The following is a 15,916-nucleotide window of genomic DNA, read 5'->3' as shown; positions in this document are numbered from 1 at the left end:
CGCATCGCTATGGAACTTCGGGATATGATTACCGCAATTTTAATAATATTTGCGGGGGGTGATCCTGCAAAAGTCTTCAAAACTTAAAACATAAAAAATGGTCGGAAATTTCTTCCGACCATGACTAGCCATTTGGCAGCCTTTTTATTTACAATTAATGTTGTAATTGAAATCGTTCTTTGATGCTGAACATAGAAATATTCAGAAATAGGAGAAATCCGAAAATAAAGTAATAAGTATCTTTTGGAAGTTTTGTGAGAAATAATTGTATTTTTTCAAAAAAATCAGGTTTATATTCTGGTCTGATAACATCATTACAAAGAAAACATTCATATTCCGGATATTGTACCTTAGGATCAATATGGCTGTAAACCGCAAAAATATGTCCTGTTTTCTCCAGGTCAACGGCATACTGATCTTGTTGAGCGATTGCCAGATCATTTAAAACCGAGACAAAATCGCCGTAGCTATTATTTTGATCTAAAATGAATTCAATACCAGACTCTTTCTCATTTCTTTTCTGGAGATTTTTCAGTTCGGAAACATATGATTTTGAATTTTCTTTGGCTTTACCGGAGACTATTTTTATTTTTTTATAATTCCAGTTCCTTACAGGTTCAAAACTTGCAAAAGTTCTTTTAATCCCTTCTCTTTCTTTGGCGGGAAGTCCAATATCCATCACAGAAACGTTAACGTCTTCAAACTTTTGGTTTCCATAATACCAGAACAAAATAGGTATCAGTAGAGCACTGATCAATCCCGGAAAGTAGTATATTTTTTTCATGGCTAGTTTTTAACAGTACCGAATGAAAATTTTAAGCCAAAAAAAGTGATCCGAAAACGAACCACTTTAAAAATAATCTTTAAATATTTTAATTTTTAAATCTTTAAATTCTAAATATTACCATCTACCAATCCCTTTTTCTCAAAATCCAGTACGATCCGAATATAAAAATAGCACACCACACCAGACATGCAATAAGACTTTCTGTAGGGTAGTGGAATTCATATTTTAATCCCATCATTTTGCCATATTTAATCTCATCATTGGATTAGGAATAAGGTTGGACATACTTTCCAATGGTAAAAGATGGGTAATGAAAAAGTCATTCTGAAGGATTTCGTTTCTTTGTGCCCCCTGCATTCCCTTTACTTTTGAGAATACTTCAATAGTGGTTAAAATTCCCTCACCAATCCATAAAACAAAAAGAGCAAGAAATACAAATACAGATTTTCTCAGCAAAATGGAAAGGAACATTAAAAAACAGAAGAATGTAAATAATTTTACCAGATAATTTCCAATGAAGAAAATCTCAGCAAAAACCTTTGTAGATTCTGTTGTCTTCGAGTATTGATAGCCCAGAAATAAAGTAATTCCCAATACAATCACTGTTGAAACAATCGTGAAAATACTTATAGTAAGCAGTTTTGAAGTAATAAATTCCTTTCTGCTTAATCCATCAATTGTATTCTGCTTAAACATTCGGTTGCTGAATTCCTGCGAAATGGAGAAAACAATGATCAGTCCAAGGAAAATTTTCAGCAAAGCGACAATCCATGTGGTGAAATTCCAGATTTCAGGGAAATTATAAATGCCCTGTTCCTTTAAGTTAATTGTTCCTCCAAAAATATCAAAGTCAACCAATCCGATGAAAAGCAACGCAATAAGAATGGCGAAATAAAGTATGGTGAAAACCTTAAACGGTTTGTAGTTCAGGTTTTTGTAGTATTCCAGTTTTAATAATTTTATCATGACTAATTGGTGTTTTTTACAAGTTCAAGGAATTGAGATTCAAGAGATAATTTTTTCTTGGTCAAATGGGACAAATAAATCCCTTTCTCTGCCAGTTTCTGATTCATCGCCGAAGCTGAAACAGAAGCGTCATCACGGATCTGAGCTTTGATAAGATCACCCTCCTGATTGATAGATGTAAACCATTGAAGTTCGTTCAAAGCATTTAAAAGTAATGTGTTATTATCAGCTTTCAGTTCAAAATATCCATTATTGGAAGTCATTTCATCCACTCTTCCACAGTAAATGGAATTTCCTTCTTTCAGGACAATCACATGACTGCATATTTTTTCAATTTCATCCAAAAGGTGGCTTGCAATGATAATCGTGATTCCCTGTTTGGCAATATTGCTGATGATTTCTCTGATCTGGATGATTCCTTCTGGGTCCAATCCGTTGGTAGGTTCGTCTAAGATCATCACTTCAGGATTGTTCAGCATTGCCGATGCAATGGCAAGACGCTGTTTCATTCCCAAAGAAAAAGTTTTGAAAGTATCTTTTCTCCTTTCATACAGATTAACGGTCTTCAGAACTTCGTCAATCCTTGAATAGGGTGTTTGCTTAATTTCAGCGACAATCTTAAGGTTGGTTTCTGCACTTAAATAAGGATAAAAGTTAGGTTGCTCAATAATAGCTCCGATCTTTTTTAACGTTTCAGGATCAGTACCTTTTTTACCAAACCAAAACCAGTCTCCGCTGGTAGGATTGATGGTTGAAAGCAGCATCCCGAAAGTTGTGGATTTTCCACTTCCGTTCGGACCTAAAAGGCCATAAACATTCCCTCTTTCGACATCAAAAGAAATATTGTTGACCACAACTCTTTTGAATTTCTTCGTCAAATTTTTTACTGATAAAATCTTTTCCATGTAATTTGTTTTACATAGTAGTAGTCTATATAAATTAGAGAATGTTACAGAATTATCATAAATCAATATTAATTTATGTACAAATACATTAAATTTGATAGAATTAATCAACAGTTATGAAGCTAATTGAACTGGCAGAAGAATTGAATGTTTCTGCAGAAGCCATAAAACAGTTTATACAGGATTTTGATCTTGAACTGGTAGACTGTGTCAGTACGAATTTTGAAGTAAAAGAAGATTTTGAAAAATTTGCACGGGAAAATGTAGACTTTTTAAGATTATATGAAAAAGATCTGGACAAAAATAAAACATTGGAGCAGATTGCCAAAGTCATCAATCAGCCAAAAGAGAAGGTAGAGAAGGTGATTAAAGATAATAACCTCAATATTTTTGATAACGGATTTTTCAAATCCTCCATATCAAGTTACGGAATTGATAATAAATTAGGAGGAAACTATAAGTTTGTCTATGATTATTTCGGGAGCAAAACCAGTCTTCAGCAAAGAGATTTTATAGGATACAGAGATCTGTTTTTTTATACATCTGCTGTTCTGGAACCCTTTCTGAATCCACAGCAAATCAAAGATTGGGGGATCAACAAGCCTGCAGGAATTATTCTCTATGGCCCTCCGGGAAGCGGTAAGATATTTTGGGCCAATAAGATTGCGGAAATCATTGGATATCAGTTTAAAGAAGTCAAAAAACATTATTTGGGAACTTCACTGATTGATGGAAATGAAATCAATTTCAGTGATTTCCTGCTGAGTATGATGAAGGAAAACAAAATGTTGCTTTTCATGGACGATTTTGATGAAATTATGATGCAGAGAAGAGCCGAAACTGATGTTGCCTCTTGTAATCTCGAAGCTCAAGAATTGATACTTCACTACATTGGAAAATTTGAAAAAGAAGGTGTTCTGATGGTAGGTTCTGCCAATTCTGTCTCAGAAATTGATGAAGAAATTCTTGCTCCGGGAAGATTTGATGTAATGATCCCGATCTTTCCACCCAATGCTTCAGAACGTTCAGAAATCATTCTGTATGCCATGACGAGAGGGTTGGAAGAAGATTCTTTACTCTACAAAATATTGAAAAATAACAAAGCAGATAAAATTCCTTTCTGGCATGAAATCTCTTCAAAGATGAAAGCATTCAGCAACACGATGCTGATCGACTTTACCCAAAGCTTAAAGAAAAGAATTAAAAATCTATATCAAAGGACCAGAAATGAAAAACTGAAGATAGATCAGACTCTTTTGAGCGGAGCTTTAAGAGATGCAGGTTCCAAACTTACTGAAGAATATCTTGATCAGGTTGCACGGTTCTTAGCCGATGCTATTATCAATAATTTTGATGATTTTAAGTTCAGAATTCAGGCATTAAAGAGCGAACTGGAAACCTACAGAATTGTTGAAGAACCACAGAGAGCCATCGGATTTCAGCATAATGATGAGGGAGATAAAGGGTAACTCGTTCAAAGTTTAAGGTTTAAAGTTTTATAAAATTACTTATTACCCATTACTCATTATTTATGAACAGCATCTGGGAACTGGATACATTTTACAGAAAAAGAAATGTCATCATTATTGGTGCCGGATTTTCCGGCTTGTGGACGGCGATATCCATTAAAGAGAAATATCCTGAAAAATCTGTTCTTATCATTGAAAGGAATGCTATTCCATTAGGCGCTTCAACGAGAAATGCGGGATTTGCCTGTTTTGGAAGCCTTACGGAAATCATTGCTGATTCGCAGAAAATGGGCTGGGAAAAAACATTGGAACTCGTTAAAATGAGATTTGATGGTCTTCAGAAAATCCAGCATTATTTTAAAAATGATGACATTGATTTTGAACTCAGCGGAGGTTATGAAATTATAAATAATGAAGAACCTTTATCCCAAATTGATGCTGTAAACGAAAAATTGAAAGCAATAACCGGACTGGATCAAACCTACACTTTGAAACAAGAAAAAATACAGGAATTCGGGTTAGGGAAATCTACATTTCTGATTGAAAATCCTTGTGAAGGAAGTCTGCATCCCGGAAAGCTTTTGCAAAAATTGCTGGAAAAATGTCATGAATTGAAAGTCGAGTTTTTATTCGGAACAGAGGTTGAAAAATTGATGAGACAGAAGAACATGCTGAGGTTTACCTGTCTCTTGATCTTTCTGTAAAAGCAGATCAACTCATCTATTGTACCAATGCATTCACTTCAAAGTTTCTGGAAAAAGAAAATATTATTCCGGCTCGTGGACAGGTTCTTTTAACAGAACCCATTGTTGGATTACAACTTAAAGGAACCTTTCATTATGATGAAGGTTATTATTATTTCAGAAATTTAGGAAACCGGGTATTGCTAGGTGGAGGAAGAAATCAGGATTTTAAAACAGAAGAAACAATGGCTTTTGAAACAACAGAATTTTTACAAAATCATTTAGAACACTTTTTGAAAGAAGTCATACTTCCCAACAATGAATTTAAAATTGCCCTTCGCTGGTCAGGAATTATGGCTATGGGCGAAGAAAAAATACCTATTGTAAAACAACTTTCGACAACACAGTTTTGTGCAGTAAGACTCTCTGGAATGGGGGTTGCTTTAGCTCCGAAGATTGGTGAAATGATAGCAGAAATGATATAAAATAACGTTTTGTACACATGAAATATTTGCCTTTTGAACGCATTACTTATACAACCAATTTATCAGAACAAGAAGTACTGACAAGACTTTCCGGTTTTGTAGAACCCAAAAAATTTGGTTTAGGAAGAAATTATATAAAAGAATATGAAGGCTCTATAAATGATAATAATTTTGAAATCAGCAGAGTGATCAGAAACAGAAATTCTTTTCTTCCTCAGATAATTGGTACTGTTCAAAAAATAATGACGGGACACAAATAGAAGTAACCATGAAATTACATGTATTTGTGTTGTTTTTTTTAATTGTCTGGTGTTCATTTGCCTTATTTTTTTTCATTGGTATTACTGCGAGAGATATAGGAAATAAAGAAATGTCAGTAGAATGTTTCATGCCCTTATTGATGTTGTTATTTGTGTATGCTTTAGCAATGGTGGGTTTCAAGATGGAAAGTAAAAAATCAAAAGAATACCTTAGAAGAAGCTTTGATGCTGAAATCATAAAGGAATAGTTTCTCCTGAATCAGATTCTGAACCTCAATTAATGTTCCAAAAAAATCCAGTATCTCAAAAACTCGAATCCCGAACCCCGAAAACTCGAACCCGTCCCTCTCCACTCTAAAAGAATTCCTTATTTTTGCAAAAAAGAAACATTCGTGATTAACAACGACCAGATAAAAGAAGTTCAATCCAGAATTGAAGACTTACACAGATACCTTCAGATTGAAAAAAGAAGATTGAAATAGCCAATGATGATGAAAAAACAGCAGCTCCAGAATTCTGGGACAATCCAAAAACTGCTGAAGCATTTCTAAAGCAGCTTCGTTCCAAGAAAAAATGGGTGGAAAGCTATGATGAAATTCAGACACAGTTTGAAGATCTTCAGGTGTTGGCTGATTTTGCTAAAGAAGATCCTGATTCTGAAAAAGAACTGGATGAAACATTCCCACAATTGGTAGAAAAAATTGAAGACCTGGAATTCAAAAATATGCTTTCCAATGAAGGCGACGAACTTTCTGCAGTGCTGCAAATTACAGCAGGTGCAGGAGGAACAGAAAGTTGTGACTGGGCAGCTATGCTGATGAGAATGTACACGATGTGGGCAGATAAACAAGGGTATAAAATCCGTGAACTGAATTTTCAGGAAGGCGATGTGGCAGGTGTGAAAACAGTAACCCTTGAAATTGAAGGAGAATTTGCTTTTGGATATTTAAGAGGAGAAAATGGAGTGCACCGCTTGGTAAGAATTTCCCCTTTTGACAGTAATGCAAAACGTCATACAAGTTTTGTTTCAGTATACGTCTATCCTTTGGTAGATGATACCATTGAGATCAATATCAATCCTGCTGATATCAGTTTTGAAACCATGAGATCTTCCGGAGCTGGAGGACAGAACGTAAACAAGGTAGAAACTGCTGTACGTCTTCGCCACGCACCAACGGGAATTATTATTGAAAACTCAGAATCGCGTTCTCAGCTTCAGAATAAAGAAAAAGCAATGCAGCTCCTTCGTTCAAGACTATACGAAATGGAATTGGAAGAACGTATGAAGGCCAGAAACGAGATAGAAGCCAATAAAATGAAGATCGAATGGGGAAGCCAGATCAGAAACTACGTAATGCATCCTTACAAATTGGTAAAAGATGTACGTTCCGGGCATGAAACATCAGATGTAGATGCAGTAATGAACGGAAATCTTACTCCTTTTCTAAAAGCATTCTTAATGGCTGATGGGACGGCAGTTTCAGATGATGATCTGGACTTATAAAAATCATGTTTGAATTTTAGTTAAAATCTTATAATTAATTTTTGTTTCAGACATTTTAGACTTACTTTTGTTGTTCATCGATATTTATGGAAGATTTCAATAGCTGGAAGGATTTATTAAACCCGGAGTTTTATATAAAAATGGGAGGGTTTTGGCTGATTTTGTTTATTGTTTTTGCTGAAACAGGTCTTTTTGTAGGATTTTTCCTGCCTGGGGATTCTCTTTTATTCGTTTCAGGAATTTATGCCGTTGAAATCATCAAAGAGACTTTTGGCTCTACAGGGAGCGATTTCTTAGACACAACACTTTTAGCTTCCGGCGTTGCTATTGCCGCTATCATAGGAAATGAAGTAGGATACTATTTTGGAAGAAAAGCAGGACCTGCATTATATAAAAGACCAGACTCAATGCTCTTCAAGAAGAAGTATCTTTATCAGGCTCACGATTTCTTTGAAAAACATGGCGCATTGGCTGTTATTATGGCAAGATTCTTACCCGTTGTAAGAACTTTTACTCCCATTGTAGCAGGTATTGTAAAGATGGATAAAAAAGAGTTTTTAAGAGATAATGTTATTGGTGCTGTTTTATGGTCGTTCATTTTGATCTTTGCAGGACATTATCTGGACAAGCTTTTTATGGAGCAGTTTGGAATCAACTTAAAACAAAAACTGGAATACATTATTATCGTCATTGTATTGGTAACTACACTTCCGGTCATCTTCAAGTTTGTTTTTGGAAAAAAAGAAGATCTTTCTAAAAAATACGAAGACCAGGATTTTAAATAAATAAGAAATTCAATCAAAAAATATAGAGCCATCTCAATAGTGAGATGGCTTTTTTATGTATGCGATTTTTTTACCACGCAAAGCTCGCAAGGTTATTATCATGGTTCATTACTTTTCGTTCGCAGAGGCGTTTCACTTAGCTAAGTCACCTGCCTTGCTGAATGAAGTGCCCTTGCGGTCGAGAGAATATAAAATTTAAAATTCTTTTGCGACAATAGCGTTTTTGAATATATTTACCAGGCAAAAATTGTTTTATACGGAATAGTTAAAAAATTCTTATGAACGAATTGTTTAAAATAGTAGTTTAATTATTTATCCTTTGCGTTAAATAAAAATAAAGTCTGATAGGAATTTTTATTTTTTAATCCATTCCAGAATATTCGGATAGATAATACTATCTCTTTTTCTTTTACTGAAAAACCTTGGTGCATGTCCCGCTCCTTTCATGAAAATGAATTTATGAGGAACATTCATTTTGGTAAGCGCTGAGTCCATAGCAATTCCCTGATGCTGATTAACTAAAAAATCATTGTTCCCTTGAAATAGCAGGGTAGGAACATTGGTAATATTGGCAATAGGACTTGCTTCTTTAAATTTTTCAGATATATTTTTACGGTCAAATTTAGTCCCAACTACCTTTTGAAAAGTAGGAGAGGTGTATTTGGAATAAAAAGATTTAAGATATTCAGAACTATAAAAATCTGTAGGCCCGCTTAAAGAGATAATTTTCTTGATCTGCTCAGGATGATGATATCCGTAAAGAAGAGATAAATGTCCACCGGCACTTTCACCCAGAAGAATATAATTGTTGGGTTGAAGCTCAGCTTTCTCTGCTAATGAATTGAACTTCTCAATGGCCAGACCAATGTCCTCAAGCTGTTGTTTATAAGTGATTTTTTTCTTTGTAGAAACCAGTCGGTAATTCATACTGATCGTTGGAATTCTGTTTTGAAAAAGCATTTTCTGAATCTGGATCATATGTTCCTTTTTACCCAAAGTCCAGGCTCCGCCATGAACGATAAGAACTACAGGAGCATCTTCAGCATAATCTTTGGGAAGAAAGACATCCATTTTCTGTCTTTTGTGTTCACCATATTTAAGGTTGTAAATTTTCTGCTGTCCTCCGGGACCTACCCAGACTCTGAATTTCGTATTACAAGACTGCAGGAGAAAACCAATGCATCCCATGACGAAAAAATGATACCGGAGAATGAACTTTTTCATTACTTAAATTTACGAAAAATTCTGTTGATTATGAAACAATGAATGCTTAATTACAGTCTTTCCGCTGTCTTTGATGAGAGTCCTTTTTTGATGGTAATAACGCCTTTTTCACCTTCTTTGAATATGAAAGAAATCTCAGTGTCATCCTCCTGCAGGAAAAATAGATCTTCTTTTTCAGCCAGTATTCTGACCTTAGGATCTTTATTGTTCTGCATAAAAAGCTGTCCGTTTTCGTACAGAATATGAATAATACTATCATCAGAAAGTTGATAATCACCTGGATATTTTTTTAGGACATCAGCACTTAGTGTTACCTCTTTTTTGGGTTGTGGAAGAGTATAAGGTTGTCCTAAAAGTGCTGCTAAAATGGTATTTCCAGCTTTCTCCAGCTTCTTACTCGTAATATTATTCAAAAGGATGATGCAAAGATCTTCATCAGGAAGCATGGCAAAATAACTTGTGGAGCCCTCTATATTTCCACCATGATTAATGAGTTTTTTGCCGTAAAGATCATCAATAAACCAACCATAACCATAGCCACTCATATAAGGGGTGGTTGCTTTTTTAAATGCTTCTTTGGAAACAATTTTATAATCTCTCAATCCTGTATAATAATTGTAAAGATCTTCAGCAGTACTGTAAATCTGTCCTGCAGGACCAGTTAATGTAGAATTCCAAACCTGTGTTTTTTCCTGTTTTGTTTTTGAAATATAAGAGTAAGGAACCGTTTTGTATGGACTTTTCAAATCCATATAGTTAAAGCCGGTGTGTGTCATTTTTAGAGGATCTAAAATGATTTTTCTCACTGCATTTTCATAAGAAAGTCCTGTTATTTTTTCAATGATAACGCCCAATACAATATACCCTGAATTGGTATACGAAAATTGAGTACCGGGTTCAAAATCCAGTGGTTCATTTTTGAAAAACGAAAGCTCTTTACTTTTGGCTATAGATTTTCCGGTGTGAAGAAGGGTGAAATACTCTTTATTCCGCAGTACTTCATAAATTCCCGAAGTGTGGGTAAGGAGATGTTCAATAGTGATTTTATTGCCTCTGGGATAATCGGGAATAAACTTTGAGATAGGATCTTTGAAAGCAAGTTTTCCTTCTTCACTTAGTTTTACAATAACCAGAGCAGTGAATGATTTGGTTAAGGAAGCAATCTGATACACACTTTTATCCTGATTGGGAATCTTTTTTTCTGCATCTTGCCATCCATATGATCTTTCAAAAATATTTTTATTCTGATAGTGAATTAAAGCTGTTCCGTTAAATTTATTAATGCCCTCAAACGCTTTTATAATACTGTCTATTTCCTGTTTTTTCTTTTCCTGATTGATGCTACCGGGATTAGTCTGAGCCTGGAGAGTGGAGCAGAATGTACAGAACAGGCAGAATAAACATGGTAAGGTTAAAATATATAATTGACGTCGCATAGTATCAGGTTTTTAAAAACGTTTAAAATTACAGGTTTTCAGCATATCGGCTCAAAGAATTATTGTATCTCGGTAAATGTTTTGATATGGCTTTCAATGCTAAAGACAGGGCTTCCTTATGCTCACCCGCTGAAGAAAGGGACAGGGCTAAAAAAGAATCTACCGCATCATTCAGTTCATCAGAATAGTTGGCTTTTTCTTCCCTTAAAATTTGGATGCTTTCATCTATTTTTCCATTATTTCTTAGAGTGCTTGCCAGCTGAATTCTTGCTCTTCTTCTCCGCAAACCGGTTAATCCCTTATCCAATGCAGATCTGTACAAAGGTTCTGCTTCCTTTTCATGTCCGGTGGAATCGAAAGCGCAGGCTCTTTCAAAATCGGCAATAGCCTGTGAATCTACATCAGTAAGCAATTCTACCTGCTCTTTAATCTGCCGAATAAACGCATCATTGCTTATTGTTCCCAGTTTCAGCCATATATTTTGCAATTGGGTTTCCCAGTTTTGATCCATTGAAAAGGTTTTAAACAAAGATATAAAATATTGAAAGCGAAGCATTGCTTTACTATTCTTATAATTTTCAAAATAATTGTCAGATTATGAATCCAAAAACGGAATTAAATATTTATTTTTGCTGAACTTAACAAAGATTAAAAAATTATTAAAATATGGTATCAGGCTTTTTTGCAATTTTAGATGATATTGCAGCATTGATGGATGATGTAGCAGTTACCAGTAAGGTTGCTACCCAAAAGACAGCAGGTATTTTAGGAGACGATCTGGCTGTAAATGCAGAAAAAGCCACTGGCTTTCTTTCTTCAAGGGAAATTCCGGTTTTATGGGCAATTACAAAGGGTTCTTTTATCAACAAGCTGATCATTCTGCCTGTCGTTTTTTTACTTAATTGGTTGTATGCTCCGGCTATTAATTATGTATTGATCCTTGGAGGATTCTATCTGGCTTTTGAAGGGGTTGAAAAAGTAATAGAATTTCTTTTTCACCGTGACAAAAAGGGTCATGAAGTCATAGAGGAAATTGAAGAAGACGAAAAAAGTTCTGAAGTAATTGAAAAAGAGAAAGTAAAATCGGCAATTACAACTGATTTTATTTTATCAATCGAGATCGTTATTATTGCTTTAGGAACCGTATTGGAAGAAAGTCATCCTTTCATTACGCAGATTTTAGTGACGAGCCTGGTTGCATTTATCGCTACTGTTGGAGTTTATGGAATTGTAGCTTTGATCGTAAGAATGGATGATGCCGGGTTTAAATTAATAAAGAAAAGTAATGATAAAGGTTTTTTCGGAAAGCTTGGACATCTATTAGTAAAGGCTTTACCTATTGTTATTAAAATATTAGGAGTTGTAGGAACCATTGCTTTAATAATGGTTGCTGGTGGCATTTTTCTGCATAGGATTGAATTTTTGCATGGGATACTTCCAACCTGGCCAGATGTTTTGAAAGAGCTTACGCTTGGTGTTGTTGGAGGATTGGCAGCGGTTGCTATATTCACTTTAGGAAAAGGAATCTATTCTTTAGCGACAAAAAAATAAAAACAGAATTAGAATTAAATAACCAAAAAATCCTGTACCCGAAAGAGTGCAGATTTTTATGATAAGATTTAACCTTGAATATAAAACTTTGAACTTTAAACAAAAAAAGAGACTTGTAAAAAGTCTCTTTTTCTATATTAATTGAATAAATCTTTTACTTTATCAAAAAAAGTTTTTTCCTTTCCGGATGGTTCTGCTACCATTTCTCCGCTGGACATCTGCTTTTCAAAGAAGTCTTTCTGATCTTTAGTAAGCTTCTGTGGTGTCCATACATTGATGTGGATGAACATGTCTCCTTTACCATAACTGTCGATGCTAGGAAGTCCTTTTCCTGCCAATCTCAAGATCTTTCCGGACTGGGTTCCCGGATCAACAGTAATTTTCACTTTTCCGCCTACGGTAGGAATTTCTTTCTTAGTTCCTAAAGCGGCCTCTGCAAATGAAACATATAGTTCCTGGTGAAGATTATCGCCCTCTCTCTTGATGACCTGATCTATTTCTTCTTCAATAATCACCAATAGGTCTCCCGGAACGCCTCCAAACGGAGCATCATTTCCTTTTCCTCTTACATTAAGCTGAATACCGTCTCTTGCTCCTGCCGGAATGTTGATCGTGATTTCCTCTTCATCTTTAATAAGACCCTGTGCATTAGCTCCTGCAGGAATTTTATCAGCAACTTTTCCAATTCCCTGACAAGTGCTACAAGTGGTTTGAGTCTGCATTTGACCAAACATGGTATTCATTACTTTCAACTGAACACCAGAACCGTTACAGGTAGGACATGTTTTTGAAGTGGCACCTTCTGCCATCTTCATTTTCTTTACTTTGATGGTTTTCTGAGTACCGTTTACCATTTCCTCAAGGTTCAGCTTGATTCTGATTCTTAAATTAGAACCTTTCACCTGCTGACGGCCTCCACCGCCACCACCGAATCCTCCGAAACCACCACCGAAAATATCTCCAAACTGGCTGAAAATATCTTCCATGTTCATTCCGCCTCCGAAGCCTCCGCCTCCAAAACCGCCGTTTCCACCTACTCCGGCATGACCGAACTGGTCGTATCTTGCACGTTTCTGATCATCGCTCAGAACTTCGTAAGCCTCAGCCGCTTCTTTAAATTTTTCTTCAGCCTCTTTATCCCCTGGATTTTTATCCGGGTGAAATTTGATGGCCATTTTACGGTATGCTTTTTTTATTTCGTCGGCGGATGCAGATTTGCTGATCTCAAGAACCTCGTAATAATCTCTTTTTGACATGACAATTTTATAATTGATTATTGATAAATGATAAAAGATACTATAAAGTTAATAAGTGAAATATTCATCTATTATCACTCATCATTATCATTATGAACTTTAATTTCCTGTTACTACTTTTGCAAAACGAATTACTTTATCACCTAAAGTATATCCTGTTTCAATAACGTCTACGATTTTTCCTTTCAAATCTTCCGATGGAGCAGGGATCTGAGTAATCGCTTCATGGAAATCAACATCAAAGCTGTCACCAGCCTTTACTTCCATTGTTTTTAAGCCTTTTTCGGTAAGTTTATTCTTGAATTTCTGATAAATCAGTTCTACCCCTTGCAAGTCAGCCGGATTTCCGTTTTTAGCGATTTCTTTCAATGCTCTTTCAAAATCATCTAAAACCCCTAACATTGAAACCATCATCTCCTGGTTGGCGTACTGGAAGAATTCCATCTTCTCCTTAGTCGTTCTTTTTTTATAGTTTTCGAATTCAGCATACAATCTGATGTAACGGTCTTTTTCTTCTGCCAAAAGTTCCTCTGGAGAAAGAGTAGCTGTCACATTGTCCTGAGACGTTGCGTCATTCTGAACAGTGTTTTCTTCCTGATTATTGATGCTTTCTTCGTTAATATCCTGGTTTTCCATAATTCAATATTTATTTACAGATTGTTTGACAAAGAGCCTGCCAAATCTAAAATCAGGACATTAAGGCAGAAAAAGAAATAATGGTGAATCGTGAATACGTCAATGCGCCTGGCTTGTGAATTTTGAGCAGTGTAAGTTTAGAAATTGACTTTGTGAAACAAAAATTGACTATTGACTATTCACTAATCTATGATGAATATGTCAATCCGCTTCGCTTGTGAATTTTGAACAGCGTAAGTTTAGAAATTGACTTTGTAAAACAAAAATTGACTATTGTCTGTTCACTAATCTACGATGAATATGTCAATGCGCTTCGCTTGTGAATTTTGAACAGCGTAAGTTTAGAAATTGACTTTGTAAAACAAAAATTGACTATTGCCTGTTCACTAATCTATGATGAATATTTCAATGCGCTTCGCTTGTGAATTTTGAACAGCGTAAGTTTAGAAATTGACTTTGTGAAACAAAAATTGACTATTGCCTATTCATTGATCTATAATCTATGATGAATATGTCAATGCGCTTCGCTTGTGAATTTTGAGCAGCGTAAGTTTAGAAATTGACTTTGTGAAACAAAAATTCACTATTAACCATTCACTTTACGAATTATTCTCCTGTAAACGTCTGGTATAGCAGGTACAGATTTAAAACAATGATAATAATGGAAATAATCCATACGCAGATTTTAAGAAAAGGTTTATTGGCAAATTCGCCCATCTTAGCTTTATCATTGGTAAACATCACCAATGGAACAACAGCAAAACTAAGCTGCATGGATAAAATAACCTGGCTCAAAACCAATAATTCGGTTGTTCCCTGCTCACCATAAAGAATAGCAACAATAAGGGCCGGAATTACAGCAATAAGTCTGGTGATCAGTCTTCTCAGCCATGGTTTTAACCTGATATTCAGAAAGCCTTCCATTACAATTTGCCCTGCAAGTGTTCCTGTTAATGTAGAGTTTTGTCCGGATGCTAATAAAGCAATAGCAAATGCGATACTAGCCATAGAAGCTCCCAAAATAGGTGTTAACATTTTATAGGCATCATGAATGTCTGCAACATGCTCGTTTCCTGTAGTATGGAATGTTGCGGCCGCCAGAATAAGGATGGCGGCATTAATGAAGAAAGCCAGCATCAGTGAAACTGTACTGTCTATCGTGGCAAATTTTATCGCTTCCTTTTTCCCTTCCGTATCACGGGTATAATCTCTGGTTTGCACAATACTACTGTGCAGATATAGGTTGTGAGGCATTACTGTGGCTCCTAATATTCCGATAGCAATATAAAGCATGGCAGGATTCTGAATAATTTCCTTCTGTGGAACCAAACCACCCAGAATTTCATTAAAAGCAGGTTGTGAAATAATGATTTCGTATACGAAACACGCCAGAATAATGAAGATAAGTCCACCTACAATACTTTCAATCCATCGGAAACCTTTGGATTGAAGTAAAAGAATAATTAAAACATCTACTGTGGTAATAACAATTCCCCAGGTTAAAGGAATATGGAATAATAGATTTAATGCAATAGCAGAACCAATGACCTCGGCAAGATCACAGGCGGCGATCGCAATTTCACAGAATATCCATAGAATAAAATTGGTAGTGGGACTGAAATGGTCTCTGCATGCCTGTGCAAGATCTCTTTCTGCAACAACTCCCAGTTTTACGGATAAATGCTGTAAAACCATCGCAAAAATATTGGAGATAAGAATTACAGAAAGCAATGTATACCCAAACTGAGCTCCTCCTGCAATATCTGTAGCCCAGTTTCCGGGATCCATATATCCCACGGCAATCATCAGTCCAGGTCCTGCAAAGGCAAGATATTTCCTCCAGAAAGTAGCATTTTTAGGAACTTTGATAGAAGAATAAACCTCTGATAGGGAATGGTTTGTTTTATCTTTTCGCCAGGCGCTTTTTATATTAAAATTCATAAATGTTAGAAATGACTAACAAATTTAA

17 protein-coding genes are annotated in these 15,916 nt (G+C 35.5%); 8 read left to right on the top strand and 9 right to left on the bottom strand.

What is annotated here, in order from left to right:
* Positions 1-154 precede the first annotated feature (154 nt).
* The 3 genes from BOQ62_RS03610 to BOQ62_RS03600 all read right to left on the bottom strand — a co-directional run bounded on the left by BOQ62_RS03610 (position 155) and on the right by BOQ62_RS03600 (position 2,658).
* Positions 155-784, bottom strand: coding sequence for a hypothetical protein (locus BOQ62_RS03610; RefSeq protein ID WP_129037188.1), 630 nt, complete (start codon positions 782-784; stop codon positions 155-157).
* 237 nt (positions 785-1,021) lie between these two features.
* On the bottom strand, positions 1,022-1,753 hold the full coding sequence (locus tag BOQ62_RS03605; RefSeq protein WP_228413645.1) for an ABC transporter permease: 732 nt from the start codon (positions 1,751-1,753) through the stop codon (positions 1,022-1,024).
* A 2-nt stretch (positions 1,754-1,755) separates the two neighbouring features.
* Positions 1,756-2,658, bottom strand: coding sequence for an ABC transporter ATP-binding protein (locus BOQ62_RS03600; RefSeq protein WP_129037186.1), 903 nt, complete (start codon positions 2,656-2,658; stop codon positions 1,756-1,758).
* A gap of 116 nt (positions 2,659-2,774) precedes the next feature.
* On the opposite strand from BOQ62_RS03600, the gene BOQ62_RS03595 reads away from it, so the two are divergent.
* The 7 genes from BOQ62_RS03595 to BOQ62_RS03565 all read left to right on the top strand — a co-directional run bounded on the left by BOQ62_RS03595 (position 2,775) and on the right by BOQ62_RS03565 (position 7,844).
* Positions 2,775-4,127 (top strand): AAA family ATPase, encoded by a 1,353-nt coding sequence (locus BOQ62_RS03595; RefSeq protein WP_129037184.1) that lies wholly within the window; start codon positions 2,775-2,777, stop codon positions 4,125-4,127.
* A gap of 62 nt (positions 4,128-4,189) precedes the next feature.
* On the top strand, positions 4,190-4,831 hold the full coding sequence (locus BOQ62_RS23805; RefSeq protein WP_129037182.1) for an NAD(P)/FAD-dependent oxidoreductase: 642 nt from the start codon (positions 4,190-4,192) through the stop codon (positions 4,829-4,831).
* The gene (locus tag BOQ62_RS23800) at positions 4,777-5,295 is read left to right on the top strand and encodes an NAD(P)/FAD-dependent oxidoreductase (RefSeq protein ID WP_129037180.1); all 519 of its coding nucleotides are present in this window, start codon (positions 4,777-4,779) and stop codon (positions 5,293-5,295) included. Before BOQ62_RS23805 ends, BOQ62_RS23800 begins: the two co-directional genes overlap by 55 nt.
* Positions 5,296-5,312: 17 nt before the next feature.
* Complete coding sequence (locus tag BOQ62_RS03580; protein ID WP_129037178.1) at positions 5,313-5,555, top strand: hypothetical protein; 243 nt, start codon at positions 5,313-5,315, stop codon at positions 5,553-5,555.
* 8 nt (positions 5,556-5,563) lie between these two features.
* Positions 5,564-5,803, top strand: a complete 240-nt coding sequence (locus BOQ62_RS03575; protein ID WP_129037176.1) for a hypothetical protein — start codon at positions 5,564-5,566, stop codon at positions 5,801-5,803.
* 144 nt (positions 5,804-5,947) lie between these two features.
* A protein-coding gene (gene prfB / locus BOQ62_RS03570) for a peptide chain release factor 2 (protein WP_185146785.1) occupies positions 5,948-7,059 on the top strand; the annotation gives its coding sequence in 2 pieces (ribosomal slippage) (positions 5,948-6,017 and positions 6,017-7,059; 1,113 coding nt in all).
* A gap of 86 nt (positions 7,060-7,145) precedes the next feature.
* On the top strand, positions 7,146-7,844 hold the full coding sequence (locus tag BOQ62_RS03565; RefSeq protein WP_129037173.1) for a DedA family protein: 699 nt from the start codon (positions 7,146-7,148) through the stop codon (positions 7,842-7,844).
* Positions 7,845-8,198: 354 nt separating this feature from the next.
* Here BOQ62_RS03565 and BOQ62_RS03560 read toward each other — a convergent pair whose 3' ends face one another.
* The 3 genes from BOQ62_RS03560 to BOQ62_RS03550 are packed head-to-tail and all read right to left on the bottom strand — an operon-like array spanning position 8,199 to position 11,015.
* Entirely contained in the window at positions 8,199-9,068 is an 870-nt protein-coding gene (locus BOQ62_RS03560; protein ID WP_129037171.1) for an alpha/beta hydrolase, read from the bottom strand.
* 50 nt (positions 9,069-9,118) lie between these two features.
* On the bottom strand, positions 9,119-10,504 hold the full coding sequence (locus BOQ62_RS03555; protein WP_129037169.1) for a serine hydrolase: 1,386 nt from the start codon (positions 10,502-10,504) through the stop codon (positions 9,119-9,121).
* Between the two features lie 28 nt (positions 10,505-10,532).
* Positions 10,533-11,015 (bottom strand): tetratricopeptide repeat protein, encoded by a 483-nt coding sequence (locus BOQ62_RS03550; protein ID WP_228413643.1) that lies wholly within the window; start codon positions 11,013-11,015, stop codon positions 10,533-10,535.
* A gap of 155 nt (positions 11,016-11,170) precedes the next feature.
* Here BOQ62_RS03550 and BOQ62_RS03545 point away from each other — a divergent pair, with 155 nt between their 5' ends.
* A complete protein-coding gene (locus tag BOQ62_RS03545) occupies positions 11,171-12,055 on the top strand; it encodes a DUF808 family protein (protein ID WP_129037165.1) in 885 nt (294 codons plus the stop codon).
* A gap of 137 nt (positions 12,056-12,192) precedes the next feature.
* Here BOQ62_RS03545 and dnaJ read toward each other — a convergent pair whose 3' ends face one another.
* The 3 genes from dnaJ to BOQ62_RS03530 form a co-directional block, all read right to left on the bottom strand.
* Positions 12,193-13,311 (bottom strand): molecular chaperone DnaJ, encoded by a 1,119-nt coding sequence (gene dnaJ / locus BOQ62_RS03540; protein ID WP_129037163.1) that lies wholly within the window; start codon positions 13,309-13,311, stop codon positions 12,193-12,195.
* 99 nt (positions 13,312-13,410) lie between these two features.
* Complete coding sequence (locus BOQ62_RS03535) at positions 13,411-13,947, bottom strand: nucleotide exchange factor GrpE (RefSeq protein ID WP_129037161.1); 537 nt, start codon at positions 13,945-13,947, stop codon at positions 13,411-13,413.
* Between the two features lie 606 nt (positions 13,948-14,553).
* Complete coding sequence (locus tag BOQ62_RS03530) at positions 14,554-15,888, bottom strand: Nramp family divalent metal transporter (protein ID WP_129037159.1); 1,335 nt, start codon at positions 15,886-15,888, stop codon at positions 14,554-14,556.
* Positions 15,889-15,916 lie beyond the last annotated feature (28 nt).

The organism is Chryseobacterium sp. CH21 (genome assembly GCF_004119445.1).
Classification (GTDB): Bacteria; Bacteroidota; Bacteroidia; order Flavobacteriales; family Weeksellaceae; genus Chryseobacterium.
The sequence above is the reverse complement of the archived record's forward strand: the minus strand, read 5'-3'. Positions and strand labels throughout refer to the sequence as shown.

What these genes read in the sequence shown, in the direction of transcription:
- BOQ62_RS03610 (WP_129037188.1), bottom strand. Translation starts at nt 784, where the DNA reads ATGAAAAAAATATACTACTTTCCGGGATTGATCAGTGCTCTACTGATA.
- BOQ62_RS03605 (WP_228413645.1), bottom strand. Translation starts at nt 1,753, where the DNA reads ATGATAAAATTATTAAAACTGGAATACTACAAAAACCTGAACTACAAA.
- BOQ62_RS03600 (WP_129037186.1), bottom strand. Translation starts at nt 2,658, where the DNA reads ATGGAAAAGATTTTATCAGTAAAAAATTTGACGAAGAAATTCAAAAGA.
- BOQ62_RS03595 (WP_129037184.1), top strand. Translation starts at nt 2,775, where the DNA reads ATGAAGCTAATTGAACTGGCAGAAGAATTGAATGTTTCTGCAGAAGCC.
- BOQ62_RS23805 (WP_129037182.1), top strand. Translation starts at nt 4,190, where the DNA reads ATGAACAGCATCTGGGAACTGGATACATTTTACAGAAAAAGAAATGTC.
- BOQ62_RS03580 (WP_129037178.1), top strand. Translation starts at nt 5,313, where the DNA reads ATGAAATATTTGCCTTTTGAACGCATTACTTATACAACCAATTTATCA.
- BOQ62_RS03575 (WP_129037176.1), top strand. Translation starts at nt 5,564, where the DNA reads ATGAAATTACATGTATTTGTGTTGTTTTTTTTAATTGTCTGGTGTTCA.
- BOQ62_RS03565 (WP_129037173.1), top strand. Translation starts at nt 7,146, where the DNA reads ATGGAAGATTTCAATAGCTGGAAGGATTTATTAAACCCGGAGTTTTAT.
- BOQ62_RS03560 (WP_129037171.1), bottom strand. Translation starts at nt 9,068, where the DNA reads ATGAAAAAGTTCATTCTCCGGTATCATTTTTTCGTCATGGGATGCATT.
- BOQ62_RS03555 (WP_129037169.1), bottom strand. Translation starts at nt 10,504, where the DNA reads ATGCGACGTCAATTATATATTTTAACCTTACCATGTTTATTCTGCCTG.
- BOQ62_RS03550 (WP_228413643.1), bottom strand. Translation starts at nt 11,015, where the DNA reads ATGGATCAAAACTGGGAAACCCAATTGCAAAATATATGGCTGAAACTG.
- BOQ62_RS03545 (WP_129037165.1), top strand. Translation starts at nt 11,171, where the DNA reads ATGGTATCAGGCTTTTTTGCAATTTTAGATGATATTGCAGCATTGATG.
- dnaJ (WP_129037163.1), bottom strand. Translation starts at nt 13,311, where the DNA reads ATGTCAAAAAGAGATTATTACGAGGTTCTTGAGATCAGCAAATCTGCA.
- BOQ62_RS03535 (WP_129037161.1), bottom strand. Translation starts at nt 13,947, where the DNA reads ATGGAAAACCAGGATATTAACGAAGAAAGCATCAATAATCAGGAAGAA.
- BOQ62_RS03530 (WP_129037159.1), bottom strand. Translation starts at nt 15,888, where the DNA reads ATGAATTTTAATATAAAAAGCGCCTGGCGAAAAGATAAAACAAACCAT.